Here is a 21,517-nt window from a genome sequence, read left to right on the forward strand (position 1 = left end):
ACGACCGGGGTCAGCCGTCGCCGAACGCCCCGTTGTCGTCCATGCCCTCGAGGTCGTCCGGGTCCTCGGGCGGGAGCAGTGCCGAGACGGACGTGAAGAGCTGGATCGAGGTTCCCAGGCCGCAGGCGACCATCTGCTCGAGCTGCTGCTTCGTCGCTCCCGGGCCGAAGTCCACCGACACCTCGGTGTAGAGCGCCAGCCCGGCGGGCTCGCTGCGCAGGTACGCCTTGGGCCAGATGCGCTCGCGGTTCCAGTCGTTGATGATCTGCAGGACCGCCAGGCGCGCGGAGTCGGCGAGCGGGCGGTGCCACCGGCCGCGCACCTGCAGGATCTCGTGCTGGGTGCCCAGCAGCAGGAACCAGAATCGGTTCCCGTCCCAGGTCCCGGTGATGTCGTCGTCGGCGTCGAGGCGGAAGGTGTAGCCGCGGCGGGTGAGGTAGGCGCCGACCCGGTCCCGGGTGAGCGGGGTCGGCAGCTCGATGGGGGTGTGCACGACGGGGTCGGGGGCCGATCCGGTGCCTTTCGCGAGCATCCGGGCGAGCCAGGGCGCGCGCTGGCGGGCGCTCACGGTGCCACCTGCGCGGGGTCGGGGTACAGGGCGTCGAGGGCGTCGAAGAGCATCGCGCCGGTGCTGAGCCCACAGGTGAGGACCTGGTCGAGCTGCTCGTCGTTGGCGCCGTGCTCGAAGTCGACCGACACCTCGCCGTAGACCTGGATCATGCCGTTGTCGCGGACCCGGAAGTACACCTTGGGCCAGATGCGGTCGGTGTTCCACTCGTTGCAGAACTCCAGGACCTCCTCGATCCGGTCGATCGTGATCTCGCGGTTCCACTGTCCGCGGACCTGCAGGATCTCCCGGTCGCCGCCGAAGAGCAGGAAGTAGAACAGCCGGGAGTGCCACAGCCCGCCGATGTCGCCGTCGGAGTCGACGAAGTACGAGTACCCGTAGTCGCCGATCCAGTCGACGATCCGGGCCATGGTGAGCGGGCCCGGGGCGTGGCTGGTGTCGGAGTCCGCGATGGTGAGGGCACCGAGGGAGTCGACGAGCATCGCCTCGACGTCGTCCCCGGTCGGTGCGAGCGGTCTCCCCGGGACGGCCCGGTGGCCGGTGGCTGCTCCCGTCGCGGCGCGGCGGGGACCGGTCTCGTCATCCCTGCGGCGCCTGCGATCTCTGAAGAACCCCATACGCGCCAGCCTACAGTCGCCACCGGAGGGTCGCCGTACTCTCCTGCATCGGACCCGACCCCGAGCATCGGCTACCGTGGGGAGGTGCTAGCCGCCGCGAGAGTCACCGTGCAACGACATGTGGTGAGCCTGGCGCTGCTGCCGGGGGTCACCGGCCGCACCGACGTCCTCGCCGGTCCGCGGGAGCAGCTGCTGGCCGCCGTGCGCCCGGCGCTCGCGCGGTGCCTGGTGGCCGGGAGCACCGTCACGGTGATCGCACCCGCGCTGGTGTCCCGCACGACGACGACGGCGCAGCCCGACCTCGGCGCGAGCGGCTACGCCGCGCCGCGGTCCGCGACCGTGCCGACCGTCCAGGCGGGCACGGGGGGCCCGGCGGGTGACGCGGTGTCGCCCGACGAGCCCCCGCTGCACGTGACGGCGTCGGCGGCGGTGAGCCTGGTGCGCCTGGCCGGCTGGGCCGGAGAGGTCACGGTCCACGAGATCGGACCGAGCGGCATCGCGTGGGCCCCGACGGCAGACGCGCCGGACATCAGCGAGCCTGCGGGCGTGACTCACCTCGTGCTCGTCGCGTGCGCGACACCGGACGGCGCCCTTCCCGTGGGGGCCTCCGTCGTGCTCGCCGAGGCCGAGCAGCAGACGCACGACCTCTTCCGCAAGGTCACCGCGTCCGTCGAGGCGGCAGGGCTGGCGTCGGACCTGGCGTCCTCGCCGACCTGACCAGCTCGAACCCGGTGGCCCGCTGGCCCGCTGGCCCGCTAGCCCGCGAGGGTCTTCACGAGCGCAGCCGCGTCCTCCGTGCGCCCCAGATCCGTGAGCGCCTGGATGAGGAGCCCGGTGACCTCGACCTGGCTGGCACGCGCCCGGACCTGCGCGAAGCCCCGTGCCGCGGTCTCCAGGAAGGGCACGGCTTCGGCCGGGCGCCCCGCGCCCAGCTCGACGGTCCCGGCGAGCCAGACGGCGTGGGAGGCGTCGGCGACGAGGTCGTGGGCCGCGTACGCGGCCGCGGCCCGCTCGGCGTCGGCGACCGCCGCCGGGCCGTTCCCGTTCGAGGCCTGGACGCGGGCCCGGGTGTCGAACAGGTGGGCACGCTCGACGGCGACGACGCGCACCTGCTCACCCTCGGTCGCCTCGAGGGCGCAGGTGAGAAGGTCCGCGGCACGCGGGGACGCGTCCGTGGAGGCGAGGAGCCGCGCGGTCATCCGGGCGACCGGCCCGAGGTACTCGATGGCAGTCCCGGAGGAGAGCAGCAGCGACAGTGCGGCATCGGCCGTGGCGGCTGCGCCGTCGAGGTCACCGAGGCGGTCGCTCAAGGCAGCCGCCTCGGCGAGCGCGAACCCGCCGGCCTCGGTCTCACCGGCCGCCGTGAAGGCCGCGCCGGCCTCGGCGTACAGCCGGGCGGCGGCCACCGGGTCCGAGCCGGCGGCGCGCTCGGCCTGGTCGACGAGCGCGTCAGGCCCGACACCGACCCGACCGACACCGACCCGACCGGCTCCCACCGGCCCGGCACCCACCTGACCGTCGCGGTCGTCACCGTCCGGTGAGGGCGTACCCAGCCCCGCCAGCCGTGCCTCGCCGAGCACCGAGAGGTCCACCGGCAGGCGGACGTGGTCGCCCGACCACGCGCGCCGCGTGCGGTCGGCCATCGCCGTCGTGCCACCGCGCCGGTCGAAGTCGGCGGCGAGGGCGAGGGCCTGGGCGCGCATCCAGTCGTCGAGCTCGGCGATCGTGGTGGCGGGGACGCCGTCGAGGACGACCGGCGTCGTCGGGTCGTCGGCGCGCAGCGCGGCCACCCCGACCCCCGCGGTGGTGAGGAAGGACCAGCGGCCCTGCGGGGACTCGGTGCGCGTGAGGAGCTTGCTGTACCGGACGAGGAACCGCAACGCCGTGGTGGTGTTGGCGGTGCGGGCGAGGAACTGGATGTGACGCCCGTGCGCGCCGCACATCTCCCCGGAGGTGTCCAGGGTGGCCAGGCCGCGCCGGTGCGCGCGGGCCGCACCGTCGGCGTCGCCCACCTCGAGGTAGGCGAGCTGGAGCTGGGAGAGCATGTCCGCCGGCTCCGTGCGGCACTCCGCCCCCGCCTCCTGGGCGTTCTCCAGCAACCGGATGCCCTCCGCGTACCTGCCCTCCTCGAAGAGGTACGCCGTCCGGTCGCCCGGCTCGCACGCGGGGCACTGGGAGAAGTCGTCCCGCTCGGTCGTCACCCACGCCTCGTAGCGGGCCGGCAGCTCGGCGTCCCCGAGCAGGTGGTGCCACTCGAACCGCAGGTGGTTGACGGCGCTCAGCCCGTTCCCGGCGAGCCGGTAGCGGCGCTCCATGTCCTCGATGGTCGCGTGGATCTGCGCGGCCGGGATGCTCGGGTAGCCCATGAGGTGGGAGACCATCCACTTGAACGACCAGAACAACGAGTGCACGTCCTGGGTGTCGAAGAGCTCGGGGCGCTCGTCCCACAGCCGCACCGACCGGGTGAACGGCAGGTAGGCCTTCTCTACCTCCTCGCTGAAGGCGTACGACTCCACGAGGGTGAACAGGGCGAAGGCGTGCGCCGACTCCGGGCCCTGCGTACCGATCTCGCGCGCGAGCTCGGCCGCGACCTCGTTGCGGGCGAGACCGAAGGGCATCTCCCGCACGCCCGTGATGGCGCGGTTGGCCTCGTCGATCGTCCGGGTCATGGGCGTGGTCCTTGCGCTGGGTCCGATGTCGGGTGGTCGCCGCGGCCCGTGGCGCTGCGGAGCAGGGTCGAGAGGGCCCCGTTCATCAAGGTCGCCTCGCTCACGCTGAGCGGACGCCCCGAGAGCAGCAGGGCCGTGACGTAGAGCGCCTGGGCGCCTGCGGCGCGCACGCCCGGGTCCGGGGCGTCGAGCACGTCCCGCACCGCCGGGTTCTCGTCGTTGAGCACCATCCGGCGCAGGTGCGACGGCCGGGCGAACTGGCCCAGCACGTCCCCCCACAGGTCGGAGCCCTGCGTGAGGGTCTCGCTGACGTCCCGCGCGTGCTCGGCGTCGCGGTCGTCGAGCAGCAAGGACGGGATCTCGTGAGGTTCGAAGGACCGCAGGTCGACGTCGCAGCCGCTGGGCAGCACAGCCGCGCGGACGGCCTCGAGCGCGTCGGTCGTCTCGAGCTGACGCATCGGCTCGAGTGGGGACAGCACCTGGGAGACGTCGGCGGAGGTGATCGGGGAGACCGTCCAGTGCGGGCGGCGCCGGCGGACCCGCTCGAGCAGGTCGGCGTCGTAGACGTAGCCGGCGTTGACCACCGAGAGGTCCTGGGCGTGGGCCACCGGGGCGATCCGCCGGAAGCCCTCCACGGTCGGGGTGAAGTGGATCTGCCCGTGCTCGGCGTGGATCTGGGCGAGGGTGGCCTCGCCGGTCGTGCACTCGTAGGGCAGCACGTCGATCGCGAGGTCGAGCATGTCGTCGTCGACCAGGGCCAGGGCCCGGACGGCGAGGTGGTGCACCGAGAGGAACTGGGCGGACCCGGCGTCGCGCAGGGCGAGAGTGTCCAGGGTCCACTGCCGGATCCGGGCGCCGAGCGCGTCCCGCGTGGCCAGCAGGACGTCGTCCTCGTAGAGGCCCTCCCGGGAGGCGGTGGGCCGCACGGTCGAGGTGTTGAGCACGCACCGGACGAAGAAGGCCCACGGCGGCAGCAGGTCGTCCACCCGGGTGCCCAGCAGCATCCGCTTGAGATACACCCGGTGGGCGCTGGAGGTGGTGGGGGAGACGGCCGAGGGCAGCACGTAGGCGACCCCGCTGAGCCCGGCGACCGGGATGTCCAGGTCGATGGCCGCCAGCGGGGTGAAGCCGAGGGTCCCCTCGCAGTGCGCCCGCAGGGCCAGCTCGCGGGCCCGGGGGGTCGCGAAGGTGCGCTCCCAGGGCAGGTCCGGTTCGGCGAGGTCACGGACGCCGACCTCCCCGGAGGCGAGGCGCTCCTCGAGCAGGAGCTCCACGGGCAGCAGCGAGCCGTAGTCGCGTGCCAGCGACTCCACGGTGGCGGGCTCGAGCCAGTGCTCGAGGTCGCGGCGCGGGCTCAGCCGCACGGTGCTGCCGGTCGCCTCGGGGCAGCGGGGGTCGCCGTCGGGCAGCTCGGTGAGCTCGTAGCGGCCGTCCGCGTGACCGCGCCAGCTGATCGCCGGTGCCTGGGGGTCGCGCGCGGAGCGTGAGACCAGCTCGATCTCGTCGGTGACCATGAACGCCGAGAGCAGCCCGATGCCGAACTGGCCGAGGAACTGCTCGCGCCCGGTGCCCAGCTCGAGGTCGCGCTTGGAGCTGCGCCCGATCGTGGCGAGCAGCTCCTGCGCCTCGGCCAGGGTGAGCCCGACGCCGGTGTCGGTCACCTCGAGCCCGCCGCCCGGGAGCGGGCGCAGGACGATCCGCCGCAGCGGCGCAGCCTGCCCCGTCTGGCTGGGCTGGTCCGGATCCCCGACCAGCTCCTCCCACGCCGTGATCGCGTCCACGCCGTTCTGCAGCAGCTCGCGCAGGTACACCCGCGGGCTCGAGTAGAGGTGGCGGGCGAGGAGATCGACGATCCCCCCGAGGTCGACCTGGAAGGTCTGGCTCATGCGGCTCCGTTCAGGGCTGGACGGGTCACTCCTCGGGGATGCCCAGACGCTCGGCGATGCGCTCGAAGGCCCGCAGCCCGGTGAAGAGCCCGCAGGAGATGAGCTGGGCGAGCTGGTCGTCGCTCACCCCGTGCTGGAGGTCGGTGGAGACCTCGGAGTAGATGCCGATCTCCTCGTCCTCGACCCGGGCGTAGAGCTTGGGCCAGATGAGGTCCCGGTTGAACTCGTTGAGCAGCAGCGCGAACTCGGCCTCGCGGCTCGCGGGGAAGGAGTGCTTCCAGCGCCCACGGACCTGCAGGACCTCCTGCGACTCACCCATCTGGAAGAAGTAGAAGACGTTGTCGTCCCACTGCCCGCCCACGTCGCCGTCCGGGTCCACCCCGAAGGACCAGTCCTGGGACGTGAGGAACTCTTCGATCCGGCTTCGCGTGAGGGGAGCGTTCTCTGAGCCGCCGGTCAGCGACGGATCGGTGTCGGGCTTGTTGAAGAACCCCATCGTGATGATCTCCTGAGCTCGGGTGCGTTCGGTCGTCGTACCTGGCATCGCGGCACGTCTGGGTGTCCCACACGACCACGGATGCGAGGAGCAGCCTATGGGCACGGGCTGACATGCACCAACGACTGCAGACAAAGACGGTACCGTCTCGGTGTGCTGATCGTCGCTGTCGTAGGCCCCACGGCCACCGGAAAGTCTGACCTCGCCCTGGACCTGGCCCAGGCGCTGAGCCCTGCCGGAGGGCCGCCGGCAGAGATCGTCAACGCCGACGCCTACCAGCTCTACACCGGCATGGACATCGGCTCGGCCAAGGTCCCGGTCGCGCAGCGCCGGGGGATCGTCCACCACCAGCTCGACGTGCTCGACGTCAGCGAGGACGCCTCGGTCGCCCGCTACCAGGCGTCCGCGCGCGCGGACCTCGAGGCGATCGCCGCCCGCGGAGCCCGAGGGATCGTCGTCGGCGGCTCCGGGCTCTACCTGCGGGCCCTGCTCGACGACATGACCTTCCCCGGGACCGACCCGGCGGTGCGCGCCGCCCTCGAGGAGCGGGCCGAGCGGGAGGGCACCCGGACCCTCTTCGCCGAGCTCGAGCGCTCCGACCCCGCCGCCGCCCTCTCGATCGGCCCGAAGAACACCCGGAGGATCGTGCGGGCGCTCGAGGTCATCGAGATCACCGGTGCCCCGTTCACCGCCAACCTGCCCCGTCAGGAGTACGTCCGCCCGGCCGTGCAGATCGGCCTGGACTGCGACCGCGACGTGCTGGACCGCCGGGTCGAGGAGCGGGTCGAGCGCATGTGGGAGGAGGGTCTCGTCGAGGAGGTGCGCACCCTGAGCGCCCGCGGCCTGGGCCGCACCGCGTCACGTGCCGTCGGCTACGCAGAGGTGCTCGCCTACCTGGCCGGGGAGATCACGCAGGAGCAGGCTCAGGCCGACGTGACCGCCAACACCCGCCGGCTGGCCCGCAAGCAGATGGGCTGGTTCGGCCGGGACCCCCGCGTCACGTGGCTGGCGGCAGGGTCCCCGACCCTGCTCGACGACGCGCTCGCGGTCACGCGCGCCGCCGACGCCGGTCCGGCGCCCGCTCCGGGGACCGACCCGGTGCGTCGTAGTCTTGGCTCATGACGAGCGAGAACCGCCTGCACCCCGTCGCCAGCGCGTCGGCCGCCCACCTCTCCTACACGAAGGGTCACGGGACCGAGAACGACTTCGTCCTCCTCGACGACCGTCACGCGGCGCTCGACCTGACCCCCGAGATGGTGCGTGAGCTCACCGACCGGCGCGCCGGCGTCGGGGCCGACGGCGTGATCCGCGTGGTGCCCACCGCCGCGCTGCCCGAGGGCGCGGCGATCCTCGCCCAGGACCCGACCGCCGTGTGGTTCATGGACTACCGCAACGCCGACGGTTCGACCGCCCAGATGTGCGGCAACGGGGTGCGGGTCTTCGCCGCCTACCTCGAGGACCTCGGCCTCGCCCACTTCGGCGACGGCCACGAGCTGGCCCTGGGCACCCGCGCCGGGGTGCGCCGGGTCCGCAAGGAGGCCACCGGGTGGTTCGCGGTCGACATGGGCCTGTGGTCCTTCCCCGGAGGCACCGGCGCGGTCGCGGACGGGTTCGACGCCGAGGTGGGGGTGCGCGGCCTCGAGCCCGCCGGCGCCGAGGTCCCCCGACCGGCGCTCAGCGTGGACCTGGGCAACCCGCACACCGTCCTCGCCCTGGCGACCGTGGCCGACCTGGACCGTGCCGACCTGACCTCCGCGCCCCAGGTGGTGCCCACCCCGCCGCAGGGGACCAACGTCGAGCTGGTCGTGCCCCTCGGCGAGGAGACGACGATCGACGGCTCCGTCGTGGGCCGGGTGCGGATGCGGGTGCACGAGCGCGGGGTGGGGGAGACCCGGTCCTGCGGGACCGGTGCCTGCGCCGCGGCCCTGGCCGTGCGTGCCTGGGCGGGCGACGGCGCCCCCGACGTCTGGCTGGTCGAGGTCCCGGGCGGGACGCTCCGGGTGACGATGCTCCCGGACGGCCACGTCGAGCTTGCCGGCCCGGCCGAGCTCGTCGCCGACGGGCGGCTGCGACCGGCGCTCAGCGTCGGGTGACCTCGATCACCCGGAACCCCTTGGCGCTGGCGAGCTTGGTGACGGTGGCGGTGAACGGCGCCGCCGCGGAGCCGAACCCACCCTCGACGCCGTAGCGGTTCGCCATCCAGCTCTGGAGGGAGTCGGCACCGAGGTTGCGCTGCACCACGAGGTACGCGCTCGCCCCCGGGAGCAGCCGGGGCAGCCACGTGTCGAGCATCGAGTGCAGCTCCTCCTTGCCCACCCGGATCGGCGGGTTCGACCAGATCGCGGCCAGCTGGACGTCGCCGGGCACGTCCTCGGGCCGCACCGCGCGCACGTTGCTCAGGCCCAGCTTCTCGGCGTTGCGCGCGAGCAGGTCGAGCGCGCGGTCGTTGACGTCCACGCCCCACACCGTCGCCTGGCGGTTCTGCAGCGCCATGGTGAGGGTGATCGGTCCCCAGCCGCAGCCGAGGTCGAGCAGGTCGCCGGTGGGCGGGCCCGAGACGGTGCGCAGCAGCACCGAGGTGCCCAGGTCGATGCGCCCGGGGGAGAAGATCCCGCCGGCTGTCTCGACCTCGTAGGGCTGGGAGTCCAGCACGACGGAGAGGGTGCGCCGTTCGTCCGGGCTGGCCGGCTGGGCGGTGAAGTAGTGGTCCGGGGTTTCGTCGCTCACAAGCGGTAATCGTAGGCGAGCCGGCGACCGCGGGGCGGCGGGAGTTCCTCTGTCCGCAAAAACACTACGGCCGGGGCGAGGTGACGTGGGAACCTTAGGAGAACACCCCGCTCGGTCGACCGAAGGACATGCATGACGAACAGCCACGAACCGCAACCCACCTCGTCCCAGGACCCGTCCCGGCCGGACGAGACCAGCGGGTCGGTTGCGGCGGCGTCGGCGCGAGACGTCGCGAGCGACGTCGTCGCCCGGGTGCTCGCCCGCGCGGGGACCGCCCGCGCCGCGGGCGGCACCCAGCACTCCTCCCACGACGGGGACCAGCTCGAGCTCGCCGAGCGCACCGCGCTGCGCCGGGTCGCGAACCTGTCGACCGAGCTCGAGGACGTCACCGAGGTCGAGTACCGCCAGCTCCGCCTGGAGAAGGTCGTCCTGGTGGGCCTGTGGTCCCGGGACGCGATGGACGCGGAGATCTCTCTGCGCGAGCTCGCCGCGCTCGCCGAGACCGCCGGCTCCCAGGTGCTCGACGGCGTGCTCCAGCGCCGCCAGACCCCTGACCCGGGGACGTACCTGGGCTCGGGCAAGGCGGCCGAGCTTGCCGCCGTCGTCGCCGCGACCGGGGCGGACACGGTCGTCATCGACGGGGACCTGGCACCCTCCCAGCGCCGTGCGCTCGAGGACATCATCAAGGTCAAGGTCGTGGACCGGACCGCGCTGATCCTCGACATCTTCGCCCAGCACGCCAAGTCCCGGGAGGGCAAGGCTCAGGTCGAGCTCGCCCAGCTCGAGTACCTCCTCCCGCGCCTGCGCGGGTGGGGCGAGTCCATGTCCCGTCAGGCCGGTGGCCAGGTGGGTGGCGCGGGGGCCGGGATGGGCTCGCGCGGACCGGGTGAGACGAAGATCGAGCTGGACCGCCGCCGGATCCGCAACCGGATGGCCAAGCTCCGCCGCGAGATCGACGCGATGGCCCCCTCGCGGGAGACCAAGCGCGCCTCCCGCAAGCGCAACGCGATCCCCTCGGTCGCGATCGCCGGGTACACCAACGCCGGGAAGTCCAGCCTGCTCAACGCGCTCACCGGCGCCGGGGTGCTCGTGGAGAACGCCCTGTTCGCCACCCTGGACCCCACGGTCCGCCGGACCAAGACCGCCGACGGGCGGATCTACACCCTCGCCGACACGGTGGGCTTCGTCCGCGCGCTCCCGCACCAGCTCGTCGAGGCCTTCCGCTCGACCCTGGAGGAGGTGGCCGACTCCGACCTGCTGCTGCACATCGTCGACGCCTCCCACCCCGACCCCGAGGGGCAGATCGAGGCGGTCCGCCACGTCCTGGCGGACATCCCCGGGGCCGCGGACGTGCCCGAGGTGATCGTGCTCAACAAGGCCGACCTCGCCGCACCGGAGACCATCGCCCGGCTGCGCAGCCGGGAACGCAACACGATCGTCGTCTCCGCCCACACCGGGGAGGGCATCCCCGAGCTGCTCGAGTTCATCGCCGCGTCGCTGCCGCACCCCGGCGTCTCGATCGACCTCGTGGTGCCCTACAGCCGGGGTGACCTCGTCAACCGGGTTCACCTCGAGGGTGAGATCGATCACCTCGAGCACGTCGGTGAGGGGACGTTGGTGCGCGGACGTGTCGACGACGCGTTGGCGGCCGAGCTGGCCGCGGCTGCGGTCAGGTCCTGACCGCGGGGTGGCGGGCGGTGCGTGGCCGAGGCGGCCCGACCGCGCCCGCGTGATGCGTAGACTCCACGGGTGAGCGACGCCAGGACCCCCGACCGTGCCGATGACGACACACCGGGCGGGGTCGACACACCGCGCGTGGCTGACGCACCGGGCGAGGCCGACGTCCACCGCCTGCTCGATCTCGCGGTCGGTGCGCTCGGCGGCGCGCGGCGCGACGGTCAGCACGACATGACCGAGGCGGTGGCCACGGCGATGCGGACCAAGGAGCACCTGCTGGTCCAGGCCGGCACCGGGACCGGGAAGTCGCTCGGCTACCTCGTCCCCGCCGTCCACCACGCGGTCACCACGGACGAACGCGTCATCGTCTCGACCGCGACCCTGGCCCTGCAGCGCCAGATCATGACCCGGGACCTGCCGCTCGTGGCGCAGACCCTCGCCGCGCACCTGCCGCGCCGCCCCCAGCTCGCCCTGCTCAAGGGCTGGCACAACTACGCCTGCCTGCACAAGATCGCCGGCGGCTACCCCGCCGACGACGCGGGCACCCTCTTCGACATGCCCCGCACCGAGGGGCCCACCGAGCCGCTCACCGGGACGGGAGCCGCTGCTGGCGCGGGCACCGGCGCGGTGGACGCCGACGGGTCCGCCGGACTGGGGAAGCAGATCCTGCGGCTGCGGGAGTGGGCCGGTGACACCGAGACCGGCGACCGCGACGACATGGTCCCCGGCGTGAGCGACCGCGCCTGGCAGCAGGTCTCGGTCACGTCGCTGGAGTGCCTGGGCCAGAAGTGCCCGCTCATCGACGACTGCTTCCCCGAGCGCGCCCGGGGGATCGCCCGCGAGGCCGACGTCGTCGTCACCAACCACGCGATGCTCGGCATCGCCGCGACCGGGTCCCCGGGCGTGCTGCCCGAGCACTCCGTGGTCATCGCCGACGAGGCTCACGAGCTGCCCGACCGGGTGACCGCCGCGGCGACCGCGGAGCTCTCGGTCGCCTCGATCGAGCACGCCTCCCGCCAGGCACGCCGGCACGGGGGGATCCCCACCCCCGACCTCGACGCCGCCGCCGCGGACTTCGGCTCGGTGCTGGCCGGCCTGCCGGCGGAACGCTTCCCGGACGGGCTCCCCGAGGGAGCCCGTCTCTCGGTCGCGGGGGTGCGCGACGCCGCCCGTGCGGTCCTCAGCGCTCTGAAGCCCGAGCAGGGCAAGGGGCCGGCCGACGCAGGATCGGCGACCAGCGGCCTGAAGATGGCGTCGTCGAGCATGCTCCTCGTCTTCGAGACCGCCGAGCGGATGGCCGCCGACCACTCCGGCTTCGACGTGCTCTGGTGCTCGCGCGGGAGCGACGGCGGCTTCGGGGCCGGGATGTCCAAGCTCCACGCCGCCCCGCTCGGGGTAGCCGGTCTGATCCGGACGAACCTGTGGCAGGACAAGGTCGGCATCCTCACGTCGGCGACCCTCGCGCTCGGCGACTCCTTCGTGCCCATCGCTCGCGCCGTCGGGCTCGAGCGCGCGGCGGGTGAGACCGACGACCCGGCGGAGGTGACCCAGGGGAAGCCGGTGGGCCAGGCGAAGTCAGCGACCCCAGCGAAGCCTGGGGCCCAAGGAAAGCCGGCGACCCAGGTGAGCCAGCCCGCCACAGTCGATCTGCCGTGGCGCGGCCTCGACGTCGGGAGCCCTTTCGACTACCGGCGCCAGGGCATCCTCTACATCGCCAGACGGCTGCCCACACCCGGGCAGCAGGCGACCACGGACGACCAGATCGCCGAGATGGTCGCGCTGATGACGGCGGCGGGCGGAAGGACGCTGGGGCTGTTCTCCTCCCGACGCGCCGCCGAGCGTGCCGCGGAGCTGGTGCGCGATCAGGTGGACTTCCCGGTCCTGTGCCAGGGCGACGACCAGCTCCCCACCCTCGTCCGCGAGTTCGCCGCCGACGACGCGACGTGCCTGTTCGGGACGCTGTCCCTGTGGCAGGGGGTCGACGTGCCCGGTTCGGCGTGCCAGCTCGTCATGATCGACCGGATCCCGTTCCCCCGCCCCGACGACCCGGTCAAGGCCGCCCGGGCGCGCTATATCGAGAGCCACGGCGGGAACGGGTTCATGCAGGTCTCCGCCACGCACGCGGCCCTGCTGCTGGCCCAGGGCGCGGGCCGCCTGGTCCGCACGACGACGGACCGCGGGGTGGTCGCGGTGCTCGACCCGCGGCTCGCGACGGCTCGCTACGCTTCGTTCCTGGTCAACTCCTTGCCGCAGTTCTGGCAGACGACCGATCGCCAGGTGGCGACTTCTGCGCTCGAGCGGCTCGCGGCTCTAGGCTGAGACCAGCACCACCTGCAACCCGATCTCCTGTGGAGGAAGCATGAGCGACGCCGAGCGTTCCGGTACACCCACCCCGGCGGGCCCCCCCGCGGCCCGCAAGACGACGAAGGTGGCAGTGGTCGGCGCCGGCGCGGTGGGCTCGACCATGGCCTACGCCGCGCTGATGCGCGGCTCTGCGCGGACCGTCGCGCTGTACGACATCAACAAGGCCAAGGTCGAGGCGGAGGCGCTCGACCTCGCCCACGGGATCCAGTTCATGCCGATGGCCGAGGTCATCGGCTCCGACGACGTCGCGGTGTGCGCCGACGCGGACGTCATCATGATCACCGCGGGGGCCAAGCAGAAGCCCGGGCAGTCCCGGATCGACCTGGCCGAGGCGACCATCGGGCTCGTCTCGAAGATCCTGCCCGAGCTGCAGGCGGTGGCGCCCGACGCGACGTACGTCATGGTCACCAACCCGGTCGACATCGTCACCTACGCGGCGCTGAAGGTCTCCGGCCTGCCGCCCACCAAGCTCTTCGGCTCGGGGACCGTCCTGGACTCCTCCCGCCTGCGCTACCTCATCGCCCAGCACTGCGGCGTCGCGGTGCAGAACGTGCACGCGTACATGGCCGGTGAGCACGGCGACAGCGAGATCCCGCTGTGGAGCTCCGCGACCATCGGTGGCGTGCCGCTGCTGGACTGGGACGGGGTCGACGGACGTGGACCGCTCACCGTGCAGGGACGGGAGGACATCGCGCACGAGGTGATCAACTCCGCCTACCGGATCATCGAGGGGAAGGGGGCCACGAACTACGCCGTCGCCCTCGCCGGCACCCGCATCATCGAGGCCGTGCTCAACGACGAGCACCGGGTGCTCCCGGTCTCCACCCTGCTCGACGACTACTACGGGATCAGCGACATCTGCCTGTCCGTGCCCTCGATCGTGGGCCGCCGCGGGTGCACGGACCGGCTCGCGGTCCCGCTCTCCCCGATGGAGATCCGCGGCCTGCAGCACTCCGCCACCTCTCTCAAAGAGGTGGCGCGCAAGTTCGGCTTCTGACTCGGCCGCTCATGACGAAGGGCTCCTCACCGGTGGTGAGGAGCCCTTCGTGCGTCGACCGAGCGCTCAGGCCGGGTCAGAGGCTGCGCAGGACGGTCACGATCCGGCCCAGGATCGTCGCCTCGTCGCCGAGGATCGGGGAGAACGCCGGGTTGTGGGGCAGCAGCCAGACATGGCCGTCGATCCGCTTGAACGTCTTCACGGTCGCCTCGCCGTCGATCATCGCCGCGACGATCTCGCCGTTCTCGGCGACGGGCTGGCGCCGCACGACGACCCAGTCGCCGTCGCAGATGGCGGCGTCGATCATCGACTCACCGACGACCTTGAGCATGAAGAGCTCGCCGTCCCCGACGAGCTGGCGCGGGAGCGGGAAGACGTCCTCGACGAGCTGCTCGGCCAGGATCGGCCCACCGGCGGCGATCCGCCCCACCAGGGGCACGTACGAGGGTGTGGGGCGGTCCGGTCCGTCTGAGGGAGAGTCGAGCGCAGAGCCTGCGTATCCCGAGCCGGAGGCCATCTCACCCAGAGGTCGGCCGGCCCCTTCGGTGTACGGACTGTGCACGAGCTCCATCGCCCGCGGACGGTTCGGGTCGCGCCGCAGGTAGCCCTTGGCCTCGAGGACGGTCAGCTGGTGCTTGACGCTCGACGGGCTGTTCAGGCCGACCGACTCACCGATCTCGCGCATGCTCGGCGCGTAGCCGCGGTTCTGCACGGAGTCCCGGATGGTGTCCAGGATGCGCCGCTGCCGGGAGGTGAGCCCGTCCGGGCCGATCCCGTCCTTGCGCCACGGTGAGGCGGTGTCGTGGGGGAGCGCCGTCACGCTCGCAGGACCTGCCGGGTTGGTGTCGTTGGGTGCCACGGTGACCTCCGGTTGTGATGGGCATCTGCTTGCGATCGGGCGATGTCAGTGGCTCGTGGTCTGCTCGTGGTCGAGTCGTCTCGCGAACGTGCTCAAGTCTAGGCCGATAGTGGACAAGTCTCAAACAGTTGTTCGAGCGTGTCGGGATTGCCCCTTGCCAATCTCGGAAATGTTCGTACAGTTGTACTACGAACAGATGTACGAACGAAGAGTGCGGGGCGTCGGCACGGGCCGGCAGGAGCTCACGGAGATGCGCAGCTGGTCGTGCGCGCTGGAGAGATGGAGTGGATATGGCACTGGTCCTTGTTCCCGAGCTGGTTGTTGTTCCTGAGCGCGCCGCCGTCCCGGAGCGCGCGACCACCCCTGCGCGTGCGGACCGACGCCAGGCGGCGGCCCGGGCGCGGGCGGACGCTCGCGCCCGACGGCTGGCCAGCGCCTCGATCGAGGGTTCGTTGTCCGATCTTGAGCTCACCCGGCGCGGTCGATGGGTGCTGTGGGCGACGGCGCTCGTGGTGGCCGTCTCGATGGCCGTGATGGGCGGGGGAGCGCTGGCGAGCACGCCGGACGTGGCCCCGGAGGTGATTCCGTACACCGTGGCCGCGGGGGACAACCTGTGGGGGATCGCCGAAGAGCTGGCCCTCCCCGGGGAAGACCTCCGGGACGTGGTCGACCTCATCGTCGAGGTCAACGGCCGGGCGTCGGCGACGCTGTGGGCCGGCGAGCAGATCATGCTGCCCGTCCGTGACTGAGCGGTCCTCGTGATGTGCGGTGGCCCGATGTCTGCCCCGTGACGGAGCGGCGCGTATTCTTGCTGGTGTCCTCCGGCTCGGGGGACGCGTCCACCACGATGTTGCTCCGGAGGTCCGTGTGCACTGCCCGTTCTGTCGCCACTCGGACTCTCGCGTCGTCGACTCCCGGACGTCGGACGACGGCGCCTCGATCCGGCGTCGTCGCCAGTGCCCCAGCTGCAACCGCCGGTTCACGACCCTGGAGACGGCAAGCCTGTCCGTGGTCAAGCGGTCCGGTGTGACCGAGCCGTTCAGCCGCGAGAAGGTCGTCAACGGTGTCCGCAAGGCCTGCCAGGGGCGCCCCGTCAGCGAGGACGACCTCGCGCTGCTGGCCCAGCGGGTCGAGGAGAGCGTGCGGGCGACCGGCATGGCCGAGCTGGACGCGTACGAGATCGGGCTGACCATCCTCGGTCCGCTGCGCGAGCTCGACGAGGTCGCCTACCTGCGCTTCGCCAGCGTCTACCAGGGCTTCGACTCGCTCGAGGACTTCGAGGCGGCTATCAACCTGCTGCGTGCCGAGCACGCGGAGGGCGAGGAGCCTGGGACGCGTGATCCGCACCCGTCCGGCGCCGCCTCGGGAGAGCCGCCCGCGCACCCCGGGGCACGGACCTAGCAGGTCCCGGTTCGACGCGCGCAGACCTTCTGTGCGCAGACCTTGCTGTGCGCAGATCCGCCGTGCGCAGACCCGCCGTGCGCAGACTTTCCGTGCGCAGAACTGTCGTGCGGAGAGCCAGCAGGGCTCAGAGCGCGCTGGAGCGGGGAGCCCAGAGGTTGATGTCGCCGTCGACGCTGGTGGTCTCGATCGCGGCGAGCTCGTCGGCGGTGAAATCGAGCCGGGTGAGCGCGGCGAGGTTCTCGTCGAGCTGGGCGGTCGTGCGGGCTCCCACGAGCACGCCCGAGACCCGTGAGTCCCGCAGGCACCAGGACAGCGCCAGCTGGGCGAGGCTCTGCCCGCGGTCACCGGCGATCTCGGCCAGCGCGGCGACCGTCGCCCGGTTGCGGGCGCTGAGATAGGACGCGGGCAGCGACCCGCCGCGCGCGGCCCGGGAGTCGTCCGGGATCCCGGCGAGGTACTTGTTCGTGAGCATGCCCTGGGCGAGCGGGGAGAAGGCGAGCACCCCGAGGCCGGCGTCGGCGGCGACGTCGAGCACGGACTCCCCGCTGGCGTCGGCGTCCTCGATCCACCGGTTGAGGAGGGAGTAGGAGGGTTGGTGGACGCTGAGCGTCACACCCACCGTGGCCGCCGCCGCCAGTGCCTCACGGGTGCGACGGGCGGAATAGGAGGAGATGCCTGCGTACCGCGCCCGTCCTGAGGCCACGGCTGCGGCGAGCGCGCCCATCGTCTCCTCGAGCGGCGTGCTGGGGTCGTAGCGGTGGCTGTAGAAGATGTCCACGTGGTCCAGGCCGAGCCGGTCGAGGGACTGGTCCAGGCTGGACAGCAGGTGCTTGCGGGAACCGCCCTCGCCGTAGGCGCCGGGCCACATCCGGTACCCGGCCTTGGTCGAGATGAGCAGCTCGTCCCGGCGGCCTGCGAGGTCCCGGGCCAGGACCCGCCCGAAGCTGGCCTCGGCGGCGCCGGGAGGCGGGCCGTAGTTGTTGGCGAGGTCGATGTGCACGACTCCCGCGTCGACGGCGTGCAGGAGGAGCTCCCGCTGGGACTGCGCCGTGGCCTGCTCGCCGAAGTTCTGCCACAGGCCCAGGCTGATCGCCGGGACGGTGAGGCCGGAGCCGCCGAGCCTGCGCTGGTGGGAACCGGGTGTGCTCTCGGGCGGGGAGGTCATGGTTCCACGCTACCGCTGCGATACTGGTGTTCTGCCTCAGGCGGCGCCCGACGAGAGTATTCGCTGGCGGGCGCCGGTGAAGTAGGGAAGTCTTGCAGGTGCATCAGGTACGCAGCAGACATCTAGACAAGGAGGTCCGGTGCTATGACGCAGGACAGTTCACAGCAGGACGCGACGGTCAGCGACGACACCAAGGCCAAGTTCAAGGAAGCGCTCGACCGCAAGAACGCCGGTCAGCACCGCAGTGCCGAAGGGTCCTCGAACACCGGGACCGTCCACGGCTCCGAGACGGCCGGGAAGACGAAGCGGGTCTTCCGCCGCAAGTCCGGGTGATCGTCCCCGCCTCGCGATGAGCGTGCACCGCCCGAGCGGTGCGTGCACAGACGCCGACAGGCCCCGCCCCTCGTGGGGCGGGGCCTGTCGGCGTCTGTGGGTGCGAGGTGTCAGCGCTTCGTCTCGGTGAGCACGCGGAGCTTGATGGTCTGGTCCATCGCGCGCAGCGCGTCGACCACAGCGGACTCCAGGACTGATCCGACGTCGGTGACGACGTAACCGATCTCCCCGCGGGTGGCCAGCAGCTGGCCCTCGATGTTCGCGCCGTGCTCGGCCAGCGTCTTGTTGACCGCGGCGAGCACGCCCGGGGTGTTGCGGTGCAGGTGAGCCACCCGGGCCACACCCGTGGTGTTCTCCAGGGCGAGGTTGGGCACGTTGACGCTGAGCGTCGTCGTGCCGGTGCGCACGTAGTCCTTGATCTTGTTGGCGACGAACACGCCGATCGACTCCTGCGCCTCGAGGGTCGAGCCCCCGATGTGCGGGGTGAGGATGACGTTGGGGAGCCCGCGCAGCTCGGACTCGAACGCGTCCCCGCGCTTCTTCGGCTCGGAGGGGAACACGTCGATCGCCGCCCCGGCCAGGTGCCCGGAGAGGATCCCCTCACGCAGGGCGTGGGTGTCCACGACGAAGCCGCGGGAGAGGTTGAGGAAGATCGCACCGGCCTTCATCTGCGCGAACTGGTCCGCGCCGAACAGGCCCGCGTTGCCGCTGCGCCCGTCGACGTGCAGGGTGACGATGTCGGAGACGGCGAGGAGCTCCTCGAGCGAGCCCAGGCGGCGGGCGTTGCCCAGGGAGAGCTTCTCCGCGGTGTCGTAGAACACGACCGACATGCCGAGGTTCTCGGCGAGGACGGACAGCTGGGTGCCGATGTTGCCGTAGCCGATGATCCCCAGGGTGCGGCCGCGGACCTCGTGCGACCCTTCGGCCGACTTGTCCCACACACCGGCGTGCAGCGCCTTGTCACGTTCGGTCATGCGGCGGGTGAGGGAGATGATCTCGGCGAGCGCGATCTCCACGACGGATCGCGTGTTGGAGAAGGGTGCGTTGAACACGGCGACCCCGTGGTTCGCGGCGGTCTTGAGGTCGATCTGGTTGGTCCCGATGCAGAAGGCACCGATGGTCAGCAGGTCCCCGCTGGCCTCGATGACCTTCGCGGTCACCTGGGTCTTGGACCGGATACCGAGGATGTGGACGCCCTGGAGGGCGTCGATCAGCTCGTTCTCGTCCAGCGCACCAGGACGGGTCTCAACCTCGATCCCGTGGGCGGCGAGAATCTCGATGGTGAGTGGGTGGACGTTTTCGAGGAGGAGGGCCTTCAGCACATGGTCATAGTGCTCTCTGCCCACGGGAAAGACAAAATGATCTTGTCTCGTGGACGCAGGGGCCGGCGAGCGTGTCAGCCGCCCATTCCCGGCGGCAACGGCCGCGCGTGGGTCACGTGCAGGAACCTCGTGGGACGGGTCATCGCCACGTACAGGTCGGACGCCCCACCCGGTCCGGTGAAGATGTCCGCCGGCTCCTCCAGGACCACGGCGTCGAACTCGAGACCCTTGACCTGGGCGGGGCTGAGCACGACGACGTGGTCGGCGAGAGCGGCAGGGTCCTCGCCACGGTCCCGGGCCAGCGCGAGGAGCCCGGCGCGGACCGACTCGATCTGCGCGGCCGGGACCACGACGGCCACCTGACCGGCGCCGCCGGTGCGCACCTCGGCCACCGTGGTCAGGGCCAGGTCGAGGGTGAGCGCGCGCAGGTCTGCGACCGCGGCCGGATGGATCTGCAGCGCGCCGGGGATCTCGCGTGCCGAGGTGAGCGGTGAGACGGGCAGGTGCGCCGCCAGCGCCATGGTGCGGGCCGCCGTCGCCACGGTCTCGGGGGTGCGGTAGTTGACGGTCAGCTCCGACATCCGCCACGTGTCGCGCAGCAGCGGGCTGAGCATCGCCGACCAGGACCGGGCTCCGGCCGGGGAGGACGTCTGGGCGACGTCGCCCACGATCGTCATGGACCGTGAGGGGCACCGGCGGATGAGCGCCCGCCAGGCCATCGCCGAGAGTTCCTGGGCCTCGTCGACCACGAGGTGGGCGTACGTCCAGGCGCGGTCCTTCTCGGCGCGCTCGGCCGTGGTGAGGAAGCCGGCGCCGGTCGCGAACCGGTCGGCGAGCATGTCCGCGTTGACGAGGCCGCCGCCGCTGTCGGAGTTCTCCAGCACCTGCCGGGCGTAGTCGAGGGTGTGCGCGCGCTGCTCGGCGTCCTGGCGCGCCTGAGCCTTGGCGACCTGGTCGTCCTCCCCGAGGAGCTCGGCAGCCTCGTCCAGCAGCGGCACGTCGGCCTCGGTCCAGGGCGACCCGGCAGGCCGGACCAGGGCGGCGCGCTCGGCCACCGTCAGCTCGTGGGCGACCTGCGCGAGGCGGTGCGGCTTGGCGAACAGGTCCTCCACGAGCTTCTCGGCGGTGAGCGGCATCCACGCGAGGTTGAGCGCGATCCGGATCTCGCGGGTGGTGCGCAGCTCCTCGATCACCTCGGCGCGCTCGTCCCGCTCGATCGAGAAGGTCATCTGGTCGATGTACTGCTGCGCCAGCCGCGAGAGCATCTCCCGGACGAAGGTCACCCGGGCCTGGTTGTGCGGCTTGTGGTTGCGCCGGGCCTTGGCGATCGCGTCGCGGACGTCGCGGCCCCGGATGACGATGTCGTGGCCGTCCACCCGCAGGTGGACGTCCTGCGCGGGGACCCGCTGCCGGGCGGTGACGGCGCGCCGGATGATCGAGCCGAAGACGGCGCGCCCCTTGATCTCGGCCACGGCCGGCGACTCGGTCGCGCGGGCCGAGATCCCGGGGATGAGGTCCGCGATCGTCGTGGAGACCACCCCGGTCTCACCCAGGGAGGGCAGCACCTGGTCGATGTAGCGCAGGAAGGACTGGCTCGGTCCGATGAGCAGCACCCCGGACCGCTCGAGCAGCCGGCGGTGGGCGTAGAGCAGGTAGGCGGCGCGGTGCAGCGCGACGGCGGTCTTTCCGGTCCCCGGGCCGCCCTGGACGACGAGGGCCCCCTGCAGGTCGGAGCGGATGATCGTGTCCTGCTCGGACTGGATGGTCGCGACGATGTCGCCCATCCGCCCGGTCCGCCCCGCGGCGAGGGCGGCGAGCAGCGCCCCCTCGCCGGAGAGGTTGAGCTCGCTCACGTGGCTGCCGGGCAGGTTGAGGTCGAGGATCTCGTCCTCGAGCCCCGTCACCGCACGTCCCGTGGTCACCAGGTGCCGACGACGGAAGACGCCGTCGCGGTGGGCTGCGGTCGCGCGGTAGAACGACTGGGCCGCCGGGGCCCGCCAGTCGGTGAGGATGGAGGTGTGCTGGTCGTCGGTGAGCCCGATCCGGCCGATGTACCGGGTCACCTGGTCGTCGAAGTCGAGCCGGCCGAAGCACAACCGGTCCTCGACGGCCTCCAGCAGCGCCGCCCGGTCCTCGTAGAGAGTCGCGAACGCGTCGCGCTCGCTGCGGTTCTGGGGCGATCCCGACGGCCCGCCGCGACGCACCGCGGACAGCCGTGCCCGGGTCGCCGCACGGAGCTCGTCCAACCGCGCATAGAGCACGTCCAGCGTCTGCTGTTCCACCTGGATCTCGTCGGACTGATCGGCCACGCTTCTCCTCCCAGATACCGGCGTTCCTGCCGGCACGGAACGTGACACTCCACGTTCACGACCGTCCAGTATCCCTGATCGCGCGGCCTGGACCTATCCCGCGGACTCGCGCGGCGGGAAGAAC

General features: G+C 72.1%; 19 protein-coding genes. 9 read left to right on the forward strand and 10 right to left on the reverse strand.

Annotated features, from left to right (window positions below; all coding sequences use genetic code 11):
* Positions 1-10: 10 nt before the first annotated feature.
* Together ACWA15_RS07515 and ACWA15_RS07520 are read right to left on the reverse strand one after the other, a co-directional pair.
* On the reverse strand, positions 11-568 hold the full coding sequence (locus tag ACWA15_RS07515) for a type III secretion system chaperone family protein (protein ID WP_464058933.1): 558 nt from the start codon (positions 566-568) through the stop codon (positions 11-13).
* Positions 565-1,185 (reverse strand): type III secretion system chaperone family protein, encoded by a 621-nt coding sequence (locus ACWA15_RS07520; RefSeq protein ID WP_464058934.1) that lies wholly within the window; start codon positions 1,183-1,185, stop codon positions 565-567. The genes ACWA15_RS07515 and ACWA15_RS07520 overlap by 4 nt, the downstream gene beginning before the upstream one ends.
* Before the next feature lie 108 nt (positions 1,186-1,293).
* Here ACWA15_RS07520 and ACWA15_RS07525 point away from each other — a divergent pair, with 108 nt between their 5' ends.
* Positions 1,294-1,902, forward strand: a complete 609-nt coding sequence (locus ACWA15_RS07525; protein WP_464058935.1) for a hypothetical protein — start codon at positions 1,294-1,296, stop codon at positions 1,900-1,902.
* A gap of 38 nt (positions 1,903-1,940) precedes the next feature.
* Here the strand turns inward: ACWA15_RS07525 and ACWA15_RS07530 are convergent, their stop codons facing one another.
* Genes ACWA15_RS07530 through ACWA15_RS07540 form a run of 3 tightly spaced genes read right to left on the reverse strand, consistent with a single transcriptional unit; the run spans position 1,941 to position 6,284 of the window.
* A complete protein-coding gene (locus ACWA15_RS07530) occupies positions 1,941-3,854 on the reverse strand; it encodes a hypothetical protein (protein WP_464058936.1) in 1,914 nt (637 codons plus the stop codon).
* Complete coding sequence (locus tag ACWA15_RS07535; protein ID WP_464058938.1) at positions 3,851-5,740, reverse strand: HSP90 family protein; 1,890 nt, start codon at positions 5,738-5,740, stop codon at positions 3,851-3,853. The genes ACWA15_RS07530 and ACWA15_RS07535 overlap by 4 nt, the downstream gene beginning before the upstream one ends.
* Before the next feature lie 25 nt (positions 5,741-5,765).
* A complete protein-coding gene (locus ACWA15_RS07540) occupies positions 5,766-6,284 on the reverse strand; it encodes a type III secretion system chaperone family protein (protein WP_464058939.1) in 519 nt (172 codons plus the stop codon).
* Positions 6,285-6,389: 105 nt separating this feature from the next.
* On the opposite strand from ACWA15_RS07540, the gene miaA reads away from it, so the two are divergent.
* Positions 6,390-7,358 carry a tRNA (adenosine(37)-N6)-dimethylallyltransferase MiaA gene (miaA, locus tag ACWA15_RS07545; protein ID WP_464058940.1) on the forward strand — a complete coding sequence of 323 codons (969 nt, stop codon included), beginning with the start codon at positions 6,390-6,392 and terminating at the stop codon, positions 7,356-7,358.
* Positions 7,355-8,329 (forward strand): diaminopimelate epimerase, encoded by a 975-nt coding sequence (gene dapF / locus ACWA15_RS07550; protein WP_464058941.1) that lies wholly within the window; start codon positions 7,355-7,357, stop codon positions 8,327-8,329. Before miaA ends, dapF begins: the two co-directional genes overlap by 4 nt.
* On the opposite strand, the gene ACWA15_RS07555 is transcribed toward dapF, so the two are convergent.
* A complete protein-coding gene (locus tag ACWA15_RS07555; protein ID WP_464058942.1) occupies positions 8,316-8,963 on the reverse strand; it encodes a class I SAM-dependent methyltransferase in 648 nt (215 codons plus the stop codon). The genes dapF and ACWA15_RS07555 overlap by 14 nt on opposite strands.
* Positions 8,964-9,095: 132 nt before the next feature.
* On the opposite strand from ACWA15_RS07555, the gene hflX reads away from it, so the two are divergent.
* The 3 genes from hflX to ACWA15_RS07570 all read left to right on the forward strand — a co-directional run bounded on the left by hflX (position 9,096) and on the right by ACWA15_RS07570 (position 14,001).
* Positions 9,096-10,643, forward strand: coding sequence for a GTPase HflX (hflX, locus tag ACWA15_RS07560; RefSeq protein WP_464058943.1), 1,548 nt, complete (start codon positions 9,096-9,098; stop codon positions 10,641-10,643).
* A 69-nt stretch (positions 10,644-10,712) separates the two neighbouring features.
* Entirely contained in the window at positions 10,713-12,959 is a 2,247-nt protein-coding gene (locus tag ACWA15_RS07565; RefSeq protein ID WP_464058944.1) for an ATP-dependent DNA helicase, read from the forward strand.
* Positions 12,960-12,999: 40 nt separating this feature from the next.
* Entirely contained in the window at positions 13,000-14,001 is a 1,002-nt protein-coding gene (locus ACWA15_RS07570; protein WP_464058945.1) for an L-lactate dehydrogenase, read from the forward strand.
* Between the two features lie 76 nt (positions 14,002-14,077).
* Here the strand turns inward: ACWA15_RS07570 and lexA are convergent, their stop codons facing one another.
* Positions 14,078-14,821, reverse strand: coding sequence for a transcriptional repressor LexA (gene lexA, locus ACWA15_RS07575; protein ID WP_464059443.1), 744 nt, complete (start codon positions 14,819-14,821; stop codon positions 14,078-14,080).
* A gap of 329 nt (positions 14,822-15,150) precedes the next feature.
* Here lexA and ACWA15_RS07580 point away from each other — a divergent pair, with 329 nt between their 5' ends.
* Entirely contained in the window at positions 15,151-15,609 is a 459-nt protein-coding gene (locus tag ACWA15_RS07580) for a hypothetical protein (protein WP_464058946.1), read from the forward strand.
* Positions 15,610-15,727: 118 nt separating this feature from the next.
* Entirely contained in the window at positions 15,728-16,261 is a 534-nt protein-coding gene (gene nrdR / locus ACWA15_RS07585; protein ID WP_464058947.1) for a transcriptional regulator NrdR, read from the forward strand.
* Positions 16,262-16,388: 127 nt separating this feature from the next.
* On the opposite strand, the gene ACWA15_RS07590 is transcribed toward nrdR, so the two are convergent.
* Positions 16,389-17,429, reverse strand: a complete 1,041-nt coding sequence (locus tag ACWA15_RS07590; RefSeq protein ID WP_464058949.1) for an aldo/keto reductase — start codon at positions 17,427-17,429, stop codon at positions 16,389-16,391.
* Between the two features lie 144 nt (positions 17,430-17,573).
* Between ACWA15_RS07590 and ACWA15_RS07595 the strand changes: the two genes are divergently transcribed.
* Positions 17,574-17,762, forward strand: a complete 189-nt coding sequence (locus tag ACWA15_RS07595) for a DUF5302 domain-containing protein (protein ID WP_464058951.1) — start codon at positions 17,574-17,576, stop codon at positions 17,760-17,762.
* Between the two features lie 110 nt (positions 17,763-17,872).
* On the opposite strand, the gene serA is transcribed toward ACWA15_RS07595, so the two are convergent.
* Together serA and ACWA15_RS07605 are read right to left on the reverse strand one after the other, a co-directional pair.
* Positions 17,873-19,084, reverse strand: a complete 1,212-nt coding sequence (serA, locus tag ACWA15_RS07600; RefSeq protein ID WP_464058952.1) for a phosphoglycerate dehydrogenase — start codon at positions 19,082-19,084, stop codon at positions 17,873-17,875.
* 74 nt (positions 19,085-19,158) lie between these two features.
* Entirely contained in the window at positions 19,159-21,393 is a 2,235-nt protein-coding gene (locus tag ACWA15_RS07605) for a HelD family protein (RefSeq protein ID WP_464058954.1), read from the reverse strand.
* Between the last annotated feature and the right edge of the window lie 124 nt (positions 21,394-21,517).

The sequence above is a fragment of the Sanguibacter sp. TS_SC_8 genome (assembly GCF_055361235.1).